At 66.4% G+C, this 18,937-nt stretch carries 20 protein-coding genes; 2 read left to right on the forward strand and 18 right to left on the reverse strand.

All coding sequences use genetic code 11. The features are described 5' to 3' along the window. Window positions 1–200 precede the first annotated feature (200 nt). Complete coding sequence (gene murA / locus B1790_RS33670) at window positions 201–1,454, reverse strand: UDP-N-acetylglucosamine 1-carboxyvinyltransferase (protein WP_056559907.1); 1,254 nt, start codon at window positions 1,452–1,454, stop codon at window positions 201–203. A gap of 69 nt (window positions 1,455–1,523) precedes the next feature. On the opposite strand from murA, the gene B1790_RS33675 reads away from it, so the two are divergent. Next, window positions 1,524–2,099: a cob(I)yrinic acid a,c-diamide adenosyltransferase gene (locus tag B1790_RS33675; protein ID WP_056559906.1), complete on the forward strand. Its 576-nt coding sequence runs from the start codon at window positions 1,524–1,526 to the stop codon at window positions 2,097–2,099. On the opposite strand, the gene B1790_RS33680 is transcribed toward B1790_RS33675, so the two are convergent. The 16 genes from B1790_RS33680 to fadD1 form a co-directional block, all read right to left on the reverse strand. Beyond that, complete coding sequence (locus B1790_RS33680) at window positions 2,096–2,542, reverse strand: DUF2550 domain-containing protein (RefSeq protein WP_079927609.1); 447 nt, start codon at window positions 2,540–2,542, stop codon at window positions 2,096–2,098. The two genes, B1790_RS33675 and B1790_RS33680, sit on opposite strands and share 4 nt — an antisense overlap. A 7-nt stretch (window positions 2,543–2,549) precedes the next feature. Next, window positions 2,550–2,918 (reverse strand): F0F1 ATP synthase subunit epsilon, encoded by a 369-nt coding sequence (locus B1790_RS33685; protein WP_056559902.1) that lies wholly within the window; start codon window positions 2,916–2,918, stop codon window positions 2,550–2,552. Window positions 2,919–2,948: 30 nt separating this feature from the next. After that, a complete protein-coding gene (gene atpD / locus B1790_RS33690) occupies window positions 2,949–4,382 on the reverse strand; it encodes a F0F1 ATP synthase subunit beta (RefSeq protein ID WP_079927610.1) in 1,434 nt (477 codons plus the stop codon). Between the two features lie 43 nt (window positions 4,383–4,425). Next, a complete protein-coding gene (locus B1790_RS33695) occupies window positions 4,426–5,352 on the reverse strand; it encodes a F0F1 ATP synthase subunit gamma (protein ID WP_079927611.1) in 927 nt (308 codons plus the stop codon). A gap of 9 nt (window positions 5,353–5,361) precedes the next feature. After that, window positions 5,362–7,011 (reverse strand): F0F1 ATP synthase subunit alpha, encoded by a 1,650-nt coding sequence (atpA, locus tag B1790_RS33700; RefSeq protein ID WP_079927612.1) that lies wholly within the window; start codon window positions 7,009–7,011, stop codon window positions 5,362–5,364. Between the two features lie 37 nt (window positions 7,012–7,048). Continuing rightward, window positions 7,049–8,383 carry a F0F1 ATP synthase subunit B/delta gene (locus B1790_RS33705; RefSeq protein WP_079927613.1) on the reverse strand — a complete coding sequence of 445 codons (1,335 nt, stop codon included), beginning with the start codon at window positions 8,381–8,383 and terminating at the stop codon, window positions 7,049–7,051. Further along, window positions 8,384–8,920, reverse strand: coding sequence for a F0F1 ATP synthase subunit B (locus B1790_RS33710; protein WP_079927614.1), 537 nt, complete (start codon window positions 8,918–8,920; stop codon window positions 8,384–8,386). A 9-nt stretch (window positions 8,921–8,929) separates the two neighbouring features. Next, window positions 8,930–9,184 (reverse strand): F0F1 ATP synthase subunit C, encoded by a 255-nt coding sequence (locus B1790_RS33715; protein WP_056559889.1) that lies wholly within the window; start codon window positions 9,182–9,184, stop codon window positions 8,930–8,932. A gap of 69 nt (window positions 9,185–9,253) precedes the next feature. Continuing rightward, the gene (gene atpB, locus B1790_RS33720) at window positions 9,254–10,045 is read right to left on the reverse strand and encodes a F0F1 ATP synthase subunit A (protein ID WP_079927615.1); all 792 of its coding nucleotides are present in this window, start codon (window positions 10,043–10,045) and stop codon (window positions 9,254–9,256) included. A 10-nt stretch (window positions 10,046–10,055) separates the two neighbouring features. Next, a complete protein-coding gene (locus B1790_RS33725; protein ID WP_079927616.1) occupies window positions 10,056–10,511 on the reverse strand; it encodes an ATP synthase subunit I in 456 nt (151 codons plus the stop codon). Between the two features lie 266 nt (window positions 10,512–10,777). Next, window positions 10,778–11,950 carry a glycosyltransferase family 4 protein gene (locus B1790_RS33730; RefSeq protein ID WP_079927617.1) on the reverse strand — a complete coding sequence of 391 codons (1,173 nt, stop codon included), beginning with the start codon at window positions 11,948–11,950 and terminating at the stop codon, window positions 10,778–10,780. Window positions 11,951–11,980: 30 nt separating this feature from the next. Beyond that, complete coding sequence (locus B1790_RS33735; RefSeq protein WP_079927618.1) at window positions 11,981–12,646, reverse strand: L-threonylcarbamoyladenylate synthase; 666 nt, start codon at window positions 12,644–12,646, stop codon at window positions 11,981–11,983. Beyond that, a complete protein-coding gene (prmC, locus tag B1790_RS33740; RefSeq protein ID WP_079927619.1) occupies window positions 12,639–13,493 on the reverse strand; it encodes a peptide chain release factor N(5)-glutamine methyltransferase in 855 nt (284 codons plus the stop codon). Before prmC ends, B1790_RS33735 begins: the two co-directional genes overlap by 8 nt. After that, on the reverse strand, window positions 13,490–14,569 hold the full coding sequence (prfA, locus tag B1790_RS33745) for a peptide chain release factor 1 (RefSeq protein ID WP_079927620.1): 1,080 nt from the start codon (window positions 14,567–14,569) through the stop codon (window positions 13,490–13,492). Before prfA ends, prmC begins: the two co-directional genes overlap by 4 nt. A gap of 90 nt (window positions 14,570–14,659) precedes the next feature. Beyond that, window positions 14,660–14,899: a 50S ribosomal protein L31 gene (rpmE, locus tag B1790_RS33750; protein WP_056559875.1), complete on the reverse strand. Its 240-nt coding sequence runs from the start codon at window positions 14,897–14,899 to the stop codon at window positions 14,660–14,662. Between the two features lie 150 nt (window positions 14,900–15,049). Further along, a complete protein-coding gene (gene fadD1, locus B1790_RS33755; protein ID WP_079927621.1) occupies window positions 15,050–16,633 on the reverse strand; it encodes a fatty-acid--CoA ligase FadD1 in 1,584 nt (527 codons plus the stop codon). 133 nt (window positions 16,634–16,766) lie between these two features. Here fadD1 and B1790_RS33760 point away from each other — a divergent pair, with 133 nt between their 5' ends. Continuing rightward, a complete protein-coding gene (locus B1790_RS33760) occupies window positions 16,767–17,387 on the forward strand; it encodes a TetR/AcrR family transcriptional regulator (RefSeq protein WP_142271679.1) in 621 nt (206 codons plus the stop codon). 56 nt (window positions 17,388–17,443) lie between these two features. Here B1790_RS33760 and rho read toward each other — a convergent pair. Next, window positions 17,444–18,937 (reverse strand): transcription termination factor Rho (gene rho / locus B1790_RS33765; RefSeq protein ID WP_233165445.1); only part of this gene is annotated, 1,494 nt, incomplete at its 5' end.

An 18,937-nucleotide genomic window follows, 5' to 3' on the forward strand; every position in this document is an offset into this window, starting at 1 on the left:
TATTGAGTTCTCAAACAACAGACCAGATTCTTGCGAAGTTCCCCGTTTCGGGGCAACCCTGCCAGCTTAAACTATCTGAGCCAGAGAGTCAAACTTCTTTGTCCCCCGTACTGGGGCAACTCGATTAGATTAGGTCTTCCGCCGCAGCGAAGTCAAATCCGCTGGTCAGAGGCTTGGCGTCGCTGCACCGGCGTCTTGGGCTAGCTTACGCGCTCGATTTCCGCACCCAAACTGACCAGGTTCTCCACGAACAGTGGGTAGCCGCGATCGATGTGGAACACGTCGTGCACCTCGGTGTCCCCATCTGCGACGAGTCCAGCCAGCACCAGGCCGGCGCCCGCTCGAATGTCCGAGGCCCACACCGGTGCGCTCGACAGCTGCGGAATGCCTCGGACCACCGCGTGGTGGCCGTCTGTCCGCGCATCGGCGCCAAGCCGGATCATCTCCTCCACGAAACGGAACCGAGCCTCGAACACGTTCTCGGTGATCATCGACGTCCCGTCGGCGATGCACGCCAGCCCGATCGCCATGGGCTGAAGATCGGTCGGGAACCCGGGGAACGGCAGCGTCGCCATGTTGACCGCCTTGGGTCGCTCGTACTGCACGATGCGGAACCCGTTGTCGTGTTGGGTGACCGTGGCCCCCGCGTCGTGCAGCTTGTGCAGCACCAACTGCAGATGCGCAGGGTCGACCCCCGTCACCGAGATGTCGCCCCGGGTCATGGCCGCCGCTATCCCCCACGTGGCCGCGACGATGCGGTCGCCGATTACCCGGTGTTCGGTGGGATGCAGCCGGTCCACCCCGGTGATGGTCATCGTCGACGAGCCCGCCCCCGATATCTGGGCGCCCATCTGGTTGAGCATCGTGCAGAGGTCGACGACGTCGGGTTCACGCGCTGCGTTGTGGATCGTCGTCACCCCCTCGGCAAGGACGGCCGCCATCAGGATGTTCTCGGTGGCACCCACCGAGGGGAACTCCAGTTGGATCTCAGCGCCCCGAAGGTGGTCTGCCTCCGCGACCACGCAGCCATGCTCGATGTTGCATCGCGCTCCGAGCTGGCGCAGACCGGCCTGGTGCATGTCGAGGGGCCGCGATCCGATCGCGTCACCCCCCGGAAGAGCCACCTTCGCCTTCTTGCACCTCCCGACCAAGGGGCCGAGAACGCACACCGACGCGCGGAACTGGCGTACCGCCGCGAAGTCGGCGTCGTACTTCAGCTCGTCCGGCGAGGTGATCCGGACCGTGTCGCCGTCGATGTCGACCGTGGCGCCAAGACCTCGGAGCACCTCGGCCATCAGGGGGACGTCGAGAATGTCGGGCGAATTCGTGATCGTGCTGGTGCCCTCTGCCAACAGGGCCGCCGCCATCAACTTAAGGACGCTGTTCTTGGCACCACCCACGGCAACTTCGCCCGCCAACCGGGTACCACCGGTCACTACGAATCGCTCGCTCACGCGGCCAGTCTAAGCAGCGCAGACCAGCGAGAGCCGTTTCCGCCAATCAGGCCCGGGTACGGTTTCGACATGGGAGTTCACCTGACCCGCATCTACACCCGAACCGGCGACGACGGATCGACCGGGCTGAGCGACTTCAGCAGGGTGTCCAAGAACGACCCACGTCTCGAGGCATACGCCGACTGCGACGAGGCGAATGCCGCCATCGGCGTCGCCGTCTCGCTGGGCGCTCCCGACGAACGGGTTCTGGCCGTCTTGCGCCAGGTGCAGAACGACCTCTTCGACGCCGGCGCGGACCTGTCGACGCCGGTGGTCGAGAACCCGGAGTACCCGCCGCTGCGGATCACGCAGGACTACGTCGACCGGCTCGAATCGTGGTGCGACGAGTTCAACGAGCCGCTCCCCGCGCTGAATTCGTTCATTCTGCCGGGCGGCACTCCCCTGTCGGCGCTGCTCCACGTGGCGCGGACCGTCGCGCGACGGGCGGAGCGGACCGCGTGGCGGGCGGTCGACGCCCACGGCGATTCGATCAGCCCACTACCGGCGAAGTACTTGAATCGGCTGTCGGACTTGTTGTTCATCCTGTGCCGAGTGGCCAATCCCGACGGCGACGTGCTGTGGCAGCCGGGTGGCCCGAAGGCCTAGTTCTGTCGCCGGCGAGCGCGCGGCGACGGGCGCGACTCGAGCCATGACGTGAACGCGGTCAACGCGCCACGGTCCAGGGCGATCTCGTAGCCCCTTCGACTCTCCGGACCGGTGTCGCGGAGTTCGAGCACGACGATCTCGGCGCTCATGATGTCGAATTCGTCGCCACGCGGCGCACGTCGTGACACCACTTCGATGCCGCGTCGCGAAAGCCGACGGTCGGGCCACCACCGCAGGCTCGACAGCCGATAGAAGCCGGCCTCGCCGCCGCGGTAGCGCACCACTCCGTGCCGCCAGCCGTGCCCGCCAACGGCGGGAACGTCGCGCAGGATGGCGGCAGAACCGCCCACCTGACGCAACTTCCACAGCCGGTACGACAGCGCGAGCACGACCAGCAACAACACGCCGATCAGCGCGACCATGGTGATCATGGACGCGCTCATCGCGAAATCAGTCGAGCTCGCCGAGGGCGCGCAACCGCGCCCTGCCCCACGCTGCCGTGCGCTCGTCGTCGGACTCAGCGTCCTGCTTGGCTTCGTCGGCGTTGATCTCCGACTCCAACTGCGCGTTCTCGACCAGAATTCGGACGGCTTCGTCGGTTACGGAGAGGAACCCTCCGTCGACCGCGATGCGAAGGTCGTCCTCGCCCTCCCGCTCGACGCGCACCATGGCGTCGTCGACGAGCTGGGCTACCAGGGGGATGTGCCGTGGCAGGATGCCGATCTCGCCGGCCGTGGTGCGGGTGAACACGAACGTCGCATCCCCTGACCACAGCTCACGCTCGACGGCCACGATCTCGACGTGAATTTCAGTAGCCATCGGTCACCACCTTTCGGCTCGGATCGATCATCACAACTTGGCGCCGAAGCTCTCGGCCTTCTTGGCCAAGTCGTCGAGCCCGCCAATGAGGAAGAACGCCTGCTCGGGCAGGTGGTCGAACTCACCCTTGGTCAACTTGTCGAAGGCCTCGATGGTCTCCTTCAGCGGCACGGTCGAGCCCGGCTGGCCGGTGAACTGCTCGGCCGCCATCATGTTCTGGCTCAGGAAGCGCTCGATGCGACGGGCCCGGTTGACCAACTGCTTGTCCTCTTCGGACAGTTCGTCGACGCCGAGGATCGCGATGATGTCCTGAAGATCCTTGTAGCGCTGCAGAACGCGGATGACTTCCTGCGCGACCCGGTAGTGCTCGTCGCCGACCACGGCCGGGTCGAGGATGGTCGAGCTGGAGGCCAGCGGGTCCACCGCGGGGAAGATGCCCTTGGAGAACACCGCACGGGAAAGTTCCGTGGTGGCGTCCAAGTGCGCGAACGTCGTCGCCGGTGCCGGGTCGGTGTAGTCGTCGGCGGGCACGTACACGGCCTGCATCGAGGTGATGGAGTGACCACGGGTCGAGGTGATGCGCTCCTGCAGCTCGCCCATCTCGTCGGCCAGCGTCGGCTGATAACCCACCGCCGACGGCATGCGGCCGAGCAGCGTGGAGACCTCGGACCCGGCCTGCGTGAACCGGAAGATGTTGTCGATGAACAACAGCACGTCCTGGTTCTGCTCATCGCGGAAGTACTCCGCCATGGTCAGCGCCGACAGGGCGACGCGCATACGCGTGCCTGGCGGCTCGTCCATCTGGCCGAACACCAAGGCGGTGTCCTTGAGGACGTCTGCGTCGGCGAGCTCGACCCAGAGGTCGTTGCCCTCACGGGTGCGCTCCCCAACGCCTGCGAACACGGACGTACCACCGAAGTTGCGGGCGATGCGGTTGATCATCTCCTGGATGAGCACCGTCTTGCCGACGCCGGCACCACCGAACAGGGCGATCTTGCCACCACGCACGTACGGCGTGAGGAGGTCGACGACCTTCAGACCGGTCTCGAGCATTTCGGTCCGCGGCTCGAGCTCCGAGAATGGCGGCGGCTTGCGGTGGATCGACCAGTGGTCGAAGTCTTCGCCGTAGCCGGGCTCGTCGAGGCAGTCGCCGAGGGCGTTGAACACGTGGCCCTTGACGCCGTCGCCGACGGGCACGGAGATCGACTTGCCGGTGTCGGTGACCTCGACGCCGCGAACGAGACCGTCGGTGGGCTGCATCGAGATGGTGCGCACCAGGTTGTCACCGAGGTGCTGGGCGACCTCGAGCGTCAGCGTCTTGGCCATCTGCTCGTAGGTGATCTCGGCGTGCAGCGCGTTGAACAGCTCGGGCACCGAACCACGCGGGAATTCGATGTCGACGACCGGGCCGGTGATGCGGACCACGCGACCAGCGGTCTTGGAATCTTCTGCGGTGGCAGTCATTGTCTCTTCGCTTCTCTTCGCTTCCGGGTGTGGGGTATCGGGGCTACTTGGCGTCGGCGAGCGCGTTGGCGCCACCGACGATCTCGCTGATTTCCTGGGTGATCTGGGCCTGACGCTCGCGGTTGGCCTCCAGCGTCAACGCCTTGATCAGATCGTCGGCATTGTCGGTGGCCGACTTCATCGCCCGGCGCCGCGACGCGGACTCGGATGCCGCGGCCTCCAGTAGCGCCGAGTAGACGCGGGTGGCGATGTAGCGCGGCAACAGCGCGTCGAACAGGTTCTCAGCATTTGGCTCGAAGGAGAACAACGTCTGCGGACCGTCGTTCTCCTGCTCGCCGACGTACTCGATCACCATCGGAGCGATTCGCAGCGCGACGGCCGACTGCGAGAGCATCGACTTGAACTGCGTGAAGACGATGTGGATTTCGTCGACGCCCAGAATCCCGTCGTCGCCCGCGTTCTCGTCGTCGTCGTCGACGCCGGCCATGAAGGCGGCGACGAGAACGTCGGCGATCTCGCGGGCCTGCTCGTAGGTCGGCCGCTCGGAGAAGCCGGTCCAGGAGTCCTTCACCTCACGCTGACGGAAGCTGTAGTAACCCAGCGCCTTTCGGCCCACCGCATAGATCACGGGAGTCTTGCCCTCGTCCCGCAGCAGCGCGAAGAGCTCTTCGGACTGCCGCAGCACGTTGGCGTTGTAGGCCCCGCAGAGCCCCCGGTCGGAGGACACGACGAGCACAGCGGCGCGCTTGGGCGACTCCCGCTCGACGAGCAGCGGGTGGTCCAGTGCACTGGCGCCCGCAAGCTCGGTGAGCATGTTGGTGATTTCGTCGGAGTACGGCCGAGCTGCCTGAACGCGCGCCTGCGCCTTGGCAATACGCGACGTGGCGATCAGCTCCTGGGCCTTGGTGATCTTCTTGATCGACCCGGCGGAACGGATGCGCCCGCGTAGCTCGCGCAGTGTGGCTGCCATGTCTCCTACCTACTTCTTCTTCGGCGCCGGCTTGCGGACCTTGACCGATTCCTTCTCGACGTCTTCTTCGTCCATCGCCTCGGTCTCGGCCTCGTTGACGGCAACGGAGCTGCCGTCGGTGGCTGCGAAGCCCTTCTTGAACTCGTTGACGATGTGAGTCAGCTTCTCCTGGGCGTCTTCCGGGAACTTCTTGGTTTCCCGGATGCCGCTGAAGATGTCGTCATGGCTGGCCTTGACGTGCTCGAGGAACTCGGACTCGAAGCGCTGCACGTCCTCGACCGGCACCGAATCCAAGTGACCCTTGGTTCCGAGGAAGATCGCGATGACCTGCTGCTCGACCGACAACGGGCTGTACTGGGGCTGCTTGAGGAGCTCCACCAGCCGGCTGCCGCGCTCGAGCTGAGCCTTCGACGTCGGGTCCAGGTCGGACGCGAACGCTGCGAAGGACTCCAGCTCGCGGTACTGCGAGAGGTCCAGTCGCAACGAGCCCGCGACCTCCTTCATGCCCTTGATCTGGGCAGCACCACCGACGCGCGACACCGACACACCGACGTTGATGGCCGGTCGCACGCCCTGGTTGAACAGGTCGGACTCCAGGAAGCACTGGCCGTCGGTGATCGAGATGACGTTGGTCGGGATGAACGCCGAGATGTCGTTGGCCTTGGTCTCGATGACCGGAAGCCCGGTCATCGATCCGCCACCCAGCTCGTCGGACAGCTTGGCGCACCGCTCCAGCAGACGGGAGTGGAGGTAGAAGACGTCGCCGGGGAACGCTTCACGGCCCGGCGGGCGACGCAGCAGCAGCGAGATCGCGCGGTAGGCGTCGGCCTGCTTGGACAGGTCGTCGAAGACGATGAGGACGTGCTTGCCGTCGTACATCCAGTGCTGACCGATGGCCGAACCGGTGTACGGCGCAAGCCACTTGAAGCCGGCGGGATCCGACGCCGGGGACGCCACGATGGTGGTGTACTCCATCGCGCCGCCCTCTTCGAGGGCGCGCTTGACGCTGGCGATCGTGGTGCCCTTCTGGCCGATCGCGACGTACACGCAGCGGACCTGCTGCTTCGGGTCGCCGGTCGCCCAGGCTTCACGCTGGTTGAGGATCGTGTCGACGCAAACCGCGGTCTTGCCGGTCTTGCGGTCACCGATGATCAGCTGACGCTGGCCACGGCCGATGGGCGTCATCGCGTCGATGGCCTTGATGCCGGTCTGCAACGGCTCCTCGACGCCCTGACGCTGAACCACCGAGGGCGCCTGCAGTTCCAGCGCACGACGGATGTCGGTGTCGATGTCGCCCTGGCCGTCGATGGGCTGGCCCAGCGGGTTCACCACGCGGCCCAGGAATCCGTCGCCGACGGGTACCGAGAGCACCTCGCCGGTGCGCTTGACCTGCTGGCCCTGTTCGATCTTCTCGAAGTCGCCGAGGATGACCGCACCGATGCTGTGCTCGTCGAGGTTCAGTGCGACACCGAGAACGCCACCGGGGAACTCGAGGAGTTCCTGGGTCATGACCGAGGGCAGGCCCTCGACGTGGGCGATGCCGTCACCGGCGTCGATGACTGTGCCGATCTCTTCGCGCTCGGTGTCGGCGGAGAACGAGGACACGTACTCCTCGACGGCACCTTCGATGTCAGCAGCGGAGATTGTCAACTCTGCCATGTTCTTGGTCTTCCTACCTTTTGGATTGGATTGTGGGTCAGTCGGGCAGCTGGGTCTGAGCGGCCGCCAGCCGGGATGCGATGGAACCGTCGATCACTTCGTCGCCGACGGTGATCGAGAGGCCACCGAGCACCTCGGGATCGACGTTCAGCTGGACCGCAACCGGGTGGCCGTAGATCCGGGTCAGCAGTTCGGCGAGCCGATCGCGCTGGGCGTCGGTCAGCTCGGCGGCCGCGTCGACGTGGGCGACGACTTCGCCACGGCGGGCGACGGCCAGCTCGGCCAGGTCCACCACGGCCTCGTCGGCACGTTCGCCGCGCAGCTGGCCAATGGTCTGCTTGAGCAGAGCCGCGGCCGTACCGTCGACGCCCGATCCCCCGACGACCTTGTCCAAGAGGGCGATTCGGCCGTCCAGCGGAGTCGTGTAGTCGCTGAGAAGGGCGGTCAGGCGTGGCTCGGAGTCCAACACCCGGCCGAACCGGAAGAGCTGCTCTTCGACCTCGTCGACCTGGTTCTCGAGCTCGGCACGCTTGAGGAGCGCGAGCCGGGCCAGGTGTTCGATGCCGTCGACGAAGTCCGCCGCGGCCGACCAGCGCTGGGACACGGCGGTCCGCAGCAACTGGAGCGTGTGCTCGTCGACCTTGTTCGAGAACAGCCGGTCGGTCAGACGCACCTTCGCGTCGGAGTCGTCGTTGTGCTCGGTGAGGTGCCTGGTGAGGGTCGGCTCTGCGCCGAGCACACCCACCACTCCGGTGAGTTCGTCGGCGACGGTGGTCAGACTCGCCGCATCCAGGTTGCCTGCGACGTCGTCGAACGCCTTGGTGAGCTCCTCGAAGGCGGCCCGGCTGGCGGCACGAAGCCGAGCCGAGACACCCGTTTCGATCGCCACCGAGGACGGCGCCATCTGGTCGAGCTCGTCGAGGAAGCGGTCGACCGTGGCCGCCTGGGCTGCGGGATCGGCCACGTGCGCCCGAACCAGCGCGTCGGCCTTGTCGACCGACTCCTGGCCCAATCCCTGCCGCAGCTGCCTGATCAACTGCTGCCGCATGAGCTGAACTTGTTGCGCGCCTTGAGTCTTCAGCCGCTCGGCTTCGACGACTGCCTGCTCTTCGAGCTGGCTCGCGATGCGCTCCGAATCCTGCCGAGCCTCGTCGGTCACCTTGGACGCCTGCGCCTTGGCGTCCTTGAGTGCCTTGGCATGCATGGCGTCGGCGTCGGCGAGTTTCTTTGCCGCCTCGGCACTCTCGGCGAGCGCGGTGCGGACGGCGTCCTGCTGCTTCTTCATCAACGTCTTCACCGGCGGCACGACGAAGCGCCACAGGATGTACACGATGACCGCGAAACCGATCAGCTGACCGATGAATGTCGACATTTAGCGGCTCCCGCCTGAGTTGACGTCAACGCCGAGGATGCGGCTCGCCAACGTGGCGGACAGGCCGTCCACCGACGACTCGAGCGAGGACTGCGTCGACGAACGCTGTTCGGACAACTGTGTATCCGCTTCGCGCACGGTCTCCGCAACCTCTCCGCTGGCCTCGGCCCGCTTCTCGTCGATCACCTGGCGGCCCGCGGTCCGGGCCTCGTCGCGAATCGACGACGCCTCGGTCCGAGCGCCGGCCATTGCCTCGTCGTAGTCGGCTTGCGCCGCCGCGACCTGCTCGGCCGACTTGCGGCTGTCTGCGGCGGTCTTGGCCAGCATCGCCTCTCGCTCGGAGAGGACCTTGCTGATCGGTGGCACAACCCATTTCGTGATCACGCCGAGCACGATCAAGAAGATGATCAGAATGACGAAGAAGGTGCCGTTGGGGATCAGGAAGTTGTTACCCCCGCCACCCTCTTCTTCCGCTGCCTGGCTGGCCGCCAGGATGTGGATGCCGTCCGCCAGGACAGTCGAACCGAGTTCACCCATGCCGACGGACTACGACAGACCCGGCGTGGCGAAGACGAACAGCGCCATGAAGGCCAGGTTGATGAAGTACGCGGCCTCCACGAGACCGACGGTGATGAAGAACGGCGTGAACAGGCGGCCCTGCGCCTCGGGCTGCCGGGCGATGCCGGAGATCAGTGCGTTACCGGCAATACCGTCGCCGATACCCGCGCCGATGGCGCCGCCACCCATGATGAGTCCACCGCCGATGAGAGCACCGGCCGTGATGAGGGCGTTTGGATCCATTCCTTTTTCCTCCTTGTGAGCTGGTGGGTGTCCACCAGGACTGCTGGTCTTACGGGGTCGAGCTGGCTTCTAGTGGTGCGCTTTCTCGTTCTCGTCCTCGTGGTCGTGATCGAGCTCCATCGACTGGCTGAAGTACAAGATCGTCAGCAGCGCGAAGATGAAGGCCTGAATCAGACCGACGAAGAGGTCGAACGTCTTCCAGATGGCATTGGGTGCCCACTGGATGTACCAGGGGAACATCGCGATGAGCGCCACGAGGATGCCACCGGCGAAGATGTTGCCAAAGAGTCGCAGTGCCAACGAGATCGGCTTGGCCAGCTCTTCGATGATGTTGATGGGCGCCATCAGTGTGACGTGGCCCTTGACCAACTTCTTGGCGTGGCCCCAGGCGCCGCGACGCCAGATGCCCGCCGCGTTGTAGCAGATGAAGACGAACGCGGCGAGGGCCAGCACGTAGTTGATGTCGGAGGCGGGCGCCTTGATCAGTTCGCCCGCGGCACCGTCGGAACCGCCGTATTGCACCGGCAGCACCGCGAGCCAGTTCGACACCAGGATGAACACGAAGATGGTGACGGCGAGCGGCAGCACGAACGGCGCGATCTTCATGCCGATCGCGGCCTCGACCTGCTGGCGCATCTGGATGGTGATGGCCTCGAAGAACAGCTGAACTCCGCCGGGGACGCCGGTCGAGGTCACCTTGGACTTGAGGAAGAAGGCCAGCGCGATGACGATGACGGCGGCGATCACCGTGGAGATGATGGTGTCGCCGTTGAACGTCATGCCCAGGAACTGAAATACGTATTCGTGGGTTCCGACGTGAATCGGGGCTCCACCCTCGGCGGCGAGGAAGGTCTCATTCATTGCCGTCTGCTCAATCCTTCGATTCCGATGCGGGCGTTTCTGCGACGTCTAGTCCGCTGGAGCGGATCTTCTTCATGACGGGGATGCTGGTGCTCATCACGAGCACGGCTTGGAAGATTGCGAGGCCGAAGAGCACCGCGAGGCCGTCGTGCTTTCTGAACACGATGGCGACGGTCAATCCGATGGCCGTGATGAAGAACAGCCGCATGGCCGAGTTGACGGCCATCTTCTTCTTCAGCGGGTGGTCTTCGGCGGTGATCGACTCGACGGCACGTCGGACCATCAGCGCATTGAGCAAACCGAGGACGAGGCCGAGGCCGAAGAAGACTCCGAAGAAGATGTGGCCGAGGAATCCCGAGGCCAAGAGGGCCACTCCGGTGAGCGCCACGCAAACGATCAGCAGTCGCATCGGCCGGAACGCCACGGATGGGAACACCAACGGCGCGTCCTGCGCTGGCGTCGTCACTGACTCACCTCAATCCACGCTTTCACGGAAGCTGTCCCCTTTGACAAACAATGACCCGGCGCGTGCCCGACGAGCGTATCGGAGGGCGGTGATCGCGCTGGAATCACCCAAGGGGTAGCTCCCTTTGTCGGTCGTACGTCGGCACCGAACGGCTCTTTCAAACCGCCGGGCCGGGCCGGCAACCCGCGAGGTCTTTCGGGTTATGCAGGCAACTTACCACATGGTAGGCACCCCTAAACGGGCCCTACTACTTTGCGTCGTATTGCTCAGTCTGATAACTGGCTGGGAACTTCTCGGCTCTTGCGAAGCAGTGGGATGAGGGTGATGACGACGGCCACGACGATGGCCGCAAGCATCACCGCGCCGGTGTATCGCGGGTCGAAGAAGATCGTGCTGGCGGCCCCCAGCGCGACGATGCCGACCCACATGTAGATCAGCAGGACCACGCGTCGGTGGGAGTGCCCGATCTGCAGCAGCCGGTGGTGCAGGTGCATCTTGTCCGGCGTCGTGAAGTGAACGCCGGCCCGGGTGCGGCGAACGATCGCCAGCAGGGTGTCGAGCGCGGGGACGAACAGCACCGCGACCACCAGGAGGAACGGGGAAAGCAACGCAAAGACGTCGCGCGCCCCGTAGGCCGTCTGCGAGATCGGCCCCGCTGCGGTGGTCGACGCGGCGGCCAGCATCAGACCAATCAGCATCGAACCCGAGTCGCCCATGAAGATCTTGGCCGGGTGGAAGTTGTGCGGCAGGAACCCGAGGCAGGCGCCGGCGAGCACCACCGAGATCATCGCCGGGGGGTAGAACAGGACGTCGCCGCCGTGATCGCGCAGCAGACCGATGGAGAAGATGCAGATCGCCGCAGCGGTGATCAGACCCAGCCCGGCGGCGAGACCGTCCAGCCCGTCGATGAAGTTCATGGCGTTGACGATCGACACCGTCAGCGCGAGCGTCAGCAGGATCGAGGTGACCTGGTCCAGCACGATCGTCCCGACGCCGCCGAACGGGATGTACAGCACGCTCCACGCCACGCCCATCGTGACCAGCACGCTGGCAGCGGTGATCTGGCCGGCGAACTTGGTCAGCGAGTCCAGCCCCCAGCGGTCGTCGATGAGGCCTACCAGCATGATCAGCCCGCCGGCGACCACGACCGCGGGCATACCCGTCGAGTAGACGAAGCCGCGGTTGAGTGCGGGCAGCTGGGAGGCCAGCAGCACCGCGGCGGCCACGCCTATGTACATGGCCAGGCCGCCCATCCGCGGGGTCGGCTGAACATGGACGTCGCGCTGGCGCGGGTAGGCGACCGCCCCGAGGCGGGTGGCAAGGGTGCGCACCCAGCCGGTGGCGAAGTACGTGACGATCGCGGCGGTGAGCCCGACGAGAGCCAGTTCCCGCAGCGGGACGCCAGCACCGCGGTCCGACAACGCGAGCAGGCCATCCACGCGGTGAAATGTACTGGACCTACCTGAGACCTAGGTCGACGTCGCGTCCGTCAGCGTCTCCGCGTCGACTCCGAGGACCGTCGCGATGGCCGCCGACGAGATGGGGCCCTCGCGCAGAATGCGGGGTTGGGCACCGGTCAGGTCGACGATCGTCGAGGCAGCGCCGTTGGCGGATGGTCCGGCCTCCAGGTAGACCTCGACCAGGTCACCAAGCTGTTCGCGAGCGTCGGCGGCCGTGACGGCGGCGGGCCGGCCGGAGATGTTGGCACTCGAAACCGCCATGGGGCCGACCTCACGGAGCAGGTCGATCGCGACCGGATGCAGCGGCATCCGCAACATGACGGTGCCCTGCGCGTCGCCGAGGTCCCACTGCAGCGACGGCGCCTGCTGCACGACGAGGCTGAGCGCCCCCGGCCAGAACGCGCGGATGAGTTCTCTCGCCGACTCGGGCACCGAGTACACCAACCCGTCGATGGTGTGCCAGGACCCGACGAGGACGGGGACGGGCATGTCGCGGCCGCGGCCCTTGGCGGCCAGCAGTGCGGCAACCGCGGCTCCGTCGAACGCGTCGGCGCCGATGCCGTAGACGGTGTCGGTGGGCATCACCACGAGGCGGCCGCCCTTGAGCGCGCTGATCGCCGACGCGATGCCGGTGGATCGTTGGGTCTCGTCCGCGCAGTCGAATACCTCAGCCATGAGCTCTAGCCTGCCTCTTCCTCGTTGCAGTGACGAACCGGGGGCGACCGGCGAGATCCCGACGCGACGTCACGTCGGTGAAGGCACCGGAGCGTTCGAAGAGGGCGACGGTCGCCGCCGCGGTGTCGTCGTCGTGCTCGACGCCGACACAGGCACCGGGGCGCAGCAGCCGGGCAGCAAGGGTGACGATCGGCCCGATGACCCGCATTCCGTCGGGACCGCCGAACAGCGCGTGGGCCGGATCGTGTTCGGCCACTTCGGGATCCAGCACGGCACCGTCGGGAATGTACGGGGGGTTCGAGACCAGCAGGTCGACGCTGCCGTCGCGCTCGCTCAGCAACCCGGGACTGGTCACGTCGGCCTCGACGAGCTCGACGTCACGGCTTGCACAGTTGCGCCTGGCATACGACAGCGCTTCTGGCGAGTCCTCGACGGCGACGACGTGGGCGCCGGGTGTCCCGTCGGACAGGGCGGCGGCCAACGCTCCCGATCCGGTGCAGAGGTCTACGATCACCGGCGAATTCGGAAGTCGTTGCTTGAGAGCCCATTCCAGCAACGCCTCGGTCTCCGGTCGCGGGATGAAGACGCCAGGTCCCACGGCCAAGAGCAGCGGACCGAAGGCCGCGGTGGCGGTGAGGTGCTGCAGCGGAATCCGGCGCGCCCGGGCGTCGACCAGCGTGCGGTAGCCGTCGTAGAAGGCGTCATCGGGATCGTGGAACCGCAGCACGCCGCGATTCACGCCCGCGACGTGTGCGGCGAGCAGTTCGGCGTCGACGTGTGCGCTGTCGATTCCTGCCTGCGCTAGCGTGCGTGCCGCATCGTCGATGGCCCGCCGCAGGCGCGTCATGTCTCCTGCAGCCTGGCTTGTCTGTCGGCGGAGGCCAACGCGTCGAACATCGCGTCGAGGTCCCCGTCGAGGACCTGGTCGAGGTTGTGCGCCTTGAACCCCACGCGATGGTCGGTGATCCGGTTCTCGGGGTAGTTGTAGGTCCGGATGCGTTCGCTGCGGTCGACGGTGCGGATCTGGCTGGCGCGATCGGCCGACGCGTCTGCGGAGGCCTGCTCCTCGGCGAGTGCCTGAAGGCGCGCGGCCAGCACGACCATCGCGCGCGCCTTGTTTTGCAGCTGCGAACGTTCGTTCTGACACGTGACGACGATGTTGGTCGGCAGGTGCGTGATGCGGACCGCGGAGTCGGTGGTGTTGACGCCCTGGCCGCCCTTGCCCGAGGACCGGTAGACGTCGATGCGTAGGTCGGATTCGTCGATCTGGACGGCGGCGACGTCCTCGGGCTCGGGGTACACCAGCACCCCCGCCGCGGAGGTGTGCACGCGGCCCTGCGACTCGGTGACGGGCACCCGCTGCACGCGGTGCACGCCGCCTTCGAACTTGAGACGGGACCAGACGCCGTCGGCAGTGTCGCCCTTGCTGGCGATCTGGAGCGTCGCGTCCTTGTAGCCGCCGAGATCGGAGAAGGTCTCGTCGAGCACGGTGACGTTCCAGCCGTGTCGCTCGGCGTATCGGATGTACATGCGGGCGAGATCGGCGGCGAACAGGGCCGATTCCTCGCCGCCCTCCCCCGACTTCACTTCCATCACGACGTCGTCGGCATCGTGCGGGTCACGGGGGGCCAGCAAATCGCTGAGCTGCTGTTCGAGTTCGGCGACGCGCGTGGTCAGTTCGGGCACCTCGGCGGCGAAGGAGGCGTCCTCGGTCGCGAGCTCCTTGGCGGCCTCGAGGTCACCGCGGGCGGTTTCCAGCTTGCGGTGGGTGGACACGATCGGCGCCAACTGCGCGAAGCGGCGGCCCACCCTGCGGGCGGCACCGGCGTCGGCGTGCAGCGCCGGGTCCGAGAGTTGAGTTTCGAGGTCGGCGTGCTCGGCGAGGAGCGCGTCGACCCTCGTCGCCGAATCGGTGGCCGCCATCGTGCCTTCTCCCTTTCAAACCGTGACCGGAAACGCAATCGGCGCCCGATCCCGTCGACGAATGCGACAGGACGGGCGCCGATGGGACAGCTACTTGTCGGCTTCGACCTTCTCAGCGGCGCCAGCGCGCTTTCCGTAGCGCTTCTCGAAGCGTGCGACGCGGCCGCCGCTGTCGAGAATCTTCTGCTTGCCGGTGTAGAAGGGGTGGCACTGGGAGCAGACCTCGACCACGATGTGGCCGCTCTCCTTGGTGCTACGCGTCTGGAAGCTGTTTCCACAGCCACAGACCACGTTGGTCTCTACGTAGTTGGGGTGAATACCCGATTTCATGTTGGTCCTCTTCTATCGTTGGCCGCCGGGTCGCCCGAGATCCTGACCTGATCTCAAACGTGAACCGGAACCGAGGGGTCGACGGACGATTATGCCAGGTCAGCCGTCAGAGTCATAAACGCACGCATACCGGGGCATATTCCGCCGAGCTCAGCGGTCCGCAGGGACCACCGGGTCGAAGCGGGCGCGGTCCCGGCGCCACAGCACGCGGTCAGTCGGGTCGACACCGAGGGCGACCAGCTCGCGCTTGAGGATCTTGTTGGTCGCCGTGGCCGGGAGGTCGTCGGCGATCCAGACGTAGCGGGGCCAGGCCTTCGGCGACATGTCGCGCTGAGCGCCGAGGAATTCGGCGAACTCCTCGGGCGTCAGGTCGGCGTCGTCGCGAAGCACCAGTGCGGCCATCACCTGATCGCCGACGTGCTCGTCGGGCACCGGGTACACGGCGACGCGACTGATGACGTTGAGCCGCAACAGTATTCGCTCGATGGGTGCGGTCGTGAGATTCTCGCCGTCGACCCGCATCCAGTCGCCCGTGCGGCCAGCGAGGTAGATCCACCCGTCGGCGTCCCGGTAGGCGAGGTCCCCGGACCAGTACATGCCGTGGCGCAACCGCTGATCCGTCGCCCCGGGATCGTTGTAGTACCCGCGGAAGAGTCCGCTGCCGCTGGTGTTGACCAACTCCCCCGTCGCCTCGTCGGCGTTGGCCAGCGCCCCGGTCTCGTCGAATCGGGCGACGGCGCACTCGGTGAGCGTTTCCGGGTCGTAGACGGCGACCCCGGGAAAGCCCTGGCCGATGGACCCCGGCGGGCAGCCGTCGGGCCGGGTGATGATCACGGCGGTCTCCGTCGACCCGAAGCCGTCCCACACCTCGCAGCCGAACCGCCGACTGAATTCCTCGATGTCGCGGTCGGCGGCCTCGTTGCCGAAGGCGATTCGCAACGTGTTGTCGTGGTCGTCGGGTTGTTCGGCTGTCGCCAAGATGTAGGCCAGTGGCTTGCCGACGTAGTTCATGTAGGTGGCCCCGTGCCGGCGCACGTCGGGCAGGAAGCGCGACGCGGAGAACGCGGCGGGGACCATGGCGGCACCCGCGCCGAGCGCCACGCTCCATCCCGCGTAGACGGCGTTGGAGTGGAACAGCGGCATGGCCAGGTAGCAGACGTCGGAACCGTCGAGGCCGTACCTCTGCACCAGGGCGCTGCCTGCGAACAGCACCATCGCATGGGGCACCTCGACGGCCTTGGGCTCCCCGCTGGTCCCCGAGGTGAAGATCATCATGAAGGTGTCGTCGGCGCCGACTTCGCGGTGCGGCACCAGCGCTGGCGCGGCACGGAGTCGCCCGGCCCACTCCTCGCTACCCGTGTCGACGACGAGGACGCCGGGCAGGTCGAGGCCGTCGAGCAGGTGGCGGTGCTCGGGGTCGGTGAGCAGCAGTTGGCAGTCGACGCGGGCGACGTCGCGGGCGATCGCCTCGCCGCGTCGGGTGGTGTTGATCCCGCACAGGACGTAGCCGCCCAGACCGGCGGCGGCCAGCGCAGTGAGCATGCCGGGGCTGTTGCCCATGAGGACGCCGACGTGAAGGGGTCGCGACGGGTCTGCCACGGCAATGACCGCCGAGGCGTGTTCGCTCGCCTCGGCGATGTGCTGCCGCCAGGTCCACGACGCGTCGCCGTACTCGACGGCGACCGTGTCGAGGTCGGCCCTCGTCCGGAGCAGCTGCTGGAGTGTGTCCGCCATCGCTGGCTACCTCGATCCGTGAGTGAACAGAAACTGCGAAGTGTCTACTGACGACCAGCGACAACGGTACCGTCTGGCAACGGGCAGAATGCACAGATCCACCCAACGCGCTGAAACGAACAGGAGCCCGCCGTTGACGAGCGCCACCGCACCCCGGCCGGCGGCCAAGACCGTGCGGGACAGGCTGATCGACGCGGCCGAGGTGTGTCTGCGCGCCAAGGGGATTCGGTCGACCACGGTGTCCGAGGTGGCCGAGGTCGCCGGCGTCTCACGCGGCTGGCTCTATCGGCACTTCCCCGACAAGAACGCGTTGCTGGGAGCGGCCATCGTGCGACTCAACGAGGCGTACTGGTCGGACTCGCACGCGATGTTGGAGCAGATCGACGGCCTCGACGAGCAGATCGCGGCGGGCATCCGGCACGGGCGAACCGCCTACGCCGACCCGGGCGCCATCCTGATGAAGCTCCGACTGGAGGAGCCAGAGGAGTTCGCGGCATGTGCGGGCGCTGGCGTTCAGGGCCTGGTGCCGGACCTGGGCGAATTCTGGTCCAGATACCTCGTCGTCGCCATGGAACGTGGCGAGATCCACCCGGACACCGACGTCGCCGAGGCCTCGGAATGGGTTGCCCGCGCGCTGCTTACGTTGGCGACCGTGCCGGGACAACGACTCGACCCCACCGACCACGACGCGGTGCTGACCCACGTCCGCCGCTACGTCATGCCCGGCCTGCGCCAAGACCCCGCACTGGCCTAGAAACGCGGAAGGCCCCCGACGCCGTCGGGGGCCTTCGCGTTTAGATCTCGACTGGGTTAGTCGTTGTCGGTTCCCGGCGTGTTCTTGGAAACCTGGACGAGGAACTCGTAGTTGTTCTTCGTCTTGCGCAGCTGGCTCATCAGCAGGTCGATGGCCTGGTGCGAGTCGAGTCCCGACAGCACCCGGCGCAGCTTGTGCACGACGGCGAATTCGTCGGTGGACAGCAGCAGTTCGTCCTTGCGCGTGTTCGACGGGTTGACGTCCACCGCGGGGAAGACCCGGCGCTCGGCGATCTTGCGGTCGAGCTTGAGCTCGGCGTTGCCGGTGCCCTTGAACTCTTCGTAGATGACCGTGTCGCCCATCGAACCGGTCTCGACCAGTGCCGTGGCGATGATCGTCAGCGAGCCACCGTCTTCGATGTTGCGGGCCGCGCCGAGGAAGCGCTTCGGCGGGTACAGCGCCGTGGAGTCGACGCCACCGGACAGAATCCGACCGGAGGCGGGCGACGCGTTGTTGTACGCGCGGCCGAGCCGGGTGATGGAGTCGAGCAATACGACGACGTCCTTGCCCTGCTCGACGAGGCGCTTGGCGCGCTCGATGGCCAGCTCCGCGACCGCGGTGTGGTCTGACGGCGGCCGGTCGAAGGTGGAGGCAATGACCTCACCCTTGACCGAACGCTGCATGTCGGTGACCTCTTCAGGTCGCTCGTCGACCAGAACCACCATCAGGTGGCATTCCGGGTTGTTGACGGTGATGGCGTTGGCGATGCTCTGCAGCACCATCGTCTTGCCGGCCTTGGGCGGCGAGACGATCAGCGCGCGCTGACCCTTGCCGATCGGCATGATCAGGTCGATGACGCGGGTGGTCAACAGTTCGGACTTGGTCTCGAGGCGCAGACGCTGGTTCGGGTAGAGCGGCGTCAGCTTCTGGAAGTCGGGACGGTTCCTGGCGTCTTCGACGGGGCCGCCGTTGACCGAGTCAAGCCGCACCAGCGGGTTGAACTTCTGCCGCGGGTTCTGGCTGTTGCTGTTGGCGCCACCTTCGCCTTCGCGGGCCACGCGGACGGCGCCGACGATGGCGTCGCCGCGGCGCAGACCGTTCTTACGGACCATGTTCATCGAGACGTACACGTCGTTGGTGCCCGCCAGGTACCCGGAGGTGCGGACGAACGCGTAGTTGTCGAGCACGTCGAGGATGCCCGCGACGGGCTGGACGACGTCGTCTTCGCGCAGTTCGGTGTCGCGGTCGTTGTTGCCGCCGCCGCCCTGGGTGTCGCCACGCTCGCCGCGACGCCTGCGGTCACGGAACCGGCGACCGCGCCGGCCACCCCGCTCGTCGTCATCGTCGTCGTTGTTGTTCGCGTTGTTGTTGTTGTTGCTGTTCGCGTTGTTGTTGCCGCGGTTGTTGGCGTTGTCGTTGCGGCTGTCGTTGCGGTTGTTGCCACCGTCGTTGCGGTTGTTCTGCCGCTCGCCGCCGCCGTCGTTGCGGTTGTTGCCACCGTCGTTGCGGTTGTTCTGCCGTTCGCCACCGCCGTCGTTGCGGTTGTTGCC

It is taken from the genome of Mycobacterium sp. AT1 (genome assembly GCF_002043095.1).
Lineage (GTDB): Bacteria > Actinomycetota > Actinomycetes > Mycobacteriales > Mycobacteriaceae > Mycobacterium.

Excerpts from the sequence above, each read along its gene's own strand:
- B1790_RS33675 (WP_056559906.1), top strand. The coding sequence starts at position 1,524 with ATGGGAGTTCACCTGACCCGCATCTACACCCGAACCGGCGACGACGGA.
- B1790_RS33680 (WP_079927609.1), bottom strand. The coding sequence starts at position 2,542 with ATGAGCGCGTCCATGATCACCATGGTCGCGCTGATCGGCGTGTTGTTG.
- B1790_RS33685 (WP_056559902.1), bottom strand. The coding sequence starts at position 2,918 with ATGGCTACTGAAATTCACGTCGAGATCGTGGCCGTCGAGCGTGAGCTG.
- atpD (WP_079927610.1), bottom strand. The coding sequence starts at position 4,382 with ATGACTGCCACCGCAGAAGATTCCAAGACCGCTGGTCGCGTGGTCCGC.
- B1790_RS33695 (WP_079927611.1), bottom strand. The coding sequence starts at position 5,352 with ATGGCAGCCACACTGCGCGAGCTACGCGGGCGCATCCGTTCCGCCGGG.
- atpA (WP_079927612.1), bottom strand. The coding sequence starts at position 7,011 with ATGGCAGAGTTGACAATCTCCGCTGCTGACATCGAAGGTGCCGTCGAG.
- B1790_RS33705 (WP_079927613.1), bottom strand. The coding sequence starts at position 8,383 with ATGTCGACATTCATCGGTCAGCTGATCGGTTTCGCGGTCATCGTGTAC.
- B1790_RS33710 (WP_079927614.1), bottom strand. The coding sequence starts at position 8,920 with ATGGGTGAACTCGGTTCGACTGTCCTGGCGGACGGCATCCACATCCTG.
- B1790_RS33715 (WP_056559889.1), bottom strand. The coding sequence starts at position 9,184 with ATGGATCCAAACGCCCTCATCACGGCCGGTGCTCTCATCGGCGGTGGA.
- atpB (WP_079927615.1), bottom strand. The coding sequence starts at position 10,045 with ATGAATGAGACCTTCCTCGCCGCCGAGGGTGGAGCCCCGATTCACGTC.
- B1790_RS33735 (WP_079927618.1), bottom strand. The coding sequence starts at position 12,646 with ATGGCTGAGGTATTCGACTGCGCGGACGAGACCCAACGATCCACCGGC.
- prmC (WP_079927619.1), bottom strand. The coding sequence starts at position 13,493 with ATGACGCGCCTGCGGCGGGCCATCGACGATGCGGCACGCACGCTAGCG.
- prfA (WP_079927620.1), bottom strand. The coding sequence starts at position 14,569 with ATGGCGGCCACCGATTCGGCGACGAGGGTCGACGCGCTCCTCGCCGAG.
- rpmE (WP_056559875.1), bottom strand. The coding sequence starts at position 14,899 with ATGAAATCGGGTATTCACCCCAACTACGTAGAGACCAACGTGGTCTGT.
- fadD1 (WP_079927621.1), bottom strand. The coding sequence starts at position 16,633 with ATGGCGGACACACTCCAGCAGCTGCTCCGGACGAGGGCCGACCTCGAC.